A 678-nucleotide genomic window follows, 5' to 3' on the forward strand; every position below is an offset into this window, starting at 1 on the left:
GGAAGCTGAAGCCGGTCTGCTCCTCCTCGGCGACCCCGCCGACCAAGCTGAACGCGCGCACCCTGCCCGGCGTACCGGCCGACGCCACCGACGTGGTGCTGAACGTGACGGTGACCGAGCCCGAGCAGCCCGGCTACCTCTCGATCAACAGCTACACCGGCACCTCGAACCTCAACTTCGCCAAGGGCGAGACGGTGGCCAACCAGGTGATCGCGGCTCCCGACTCGGAGGGCATGATCTGGTTCTGCACCGGCGCCGGTTCGCTGCACGTGGTGGCCGACATCTCCGGCTACTACAGCCCGAGCAGCAGCGGCAGCGTCTTCACCCCGGTCCCGCCGGTCCGTCTGACCGACACCCGGGAGGACCCGGCCGGTTCCCTCAAGCCCGAGGAGACCCGCGCGGTCGCCACCAAGCTGCCCGCCGGAGCCACCGGCGCGGTCCTCAACGTGACCGCCGCCCGCTCCACCACCGGCAGCTACCTCACCCTCTGGGGCGACGGCACCACCCGCCCCGGCACCAGCAACGTCAACTTCCCGCCCGGCCGGATCGTCGCCAACCACGTGACCACCCCGCTCGGCACCAACGGCAGGTTCGACATCTACAACCGCAGCGGCGACACGGATGCCGTGGTCGACATGTTCGGCTACTTCTCCAACCCCTAACCGCAACAACCCCCTT

1 pseudogene is annotated in these 678 nt (G+C 69.5%); it reads left to right on the forward strand.

Features of this window, described 5'->3' with window-relative positions:
• A pseudogene (locus ABD323_RS43105) lies at positions 1-662 on the forward strand (hypothetical protein); the annotation flags it as partial.
• Between the last annotated feature and the right edge of the window lie 16 nt (positions 663-678).

Origin of the sequence: Kitasatospora nipponensis (assembly GCF_039528135.1) — a bacterium.
In the GTDB taxonomy this organism is placed as follows: domain Bacteria; phylum Actinomycetota; class Actinomycetes; order Streptomycetales; family Streptomycetaceae; genus Kitasatospora; species Kitasatospora nipponensis.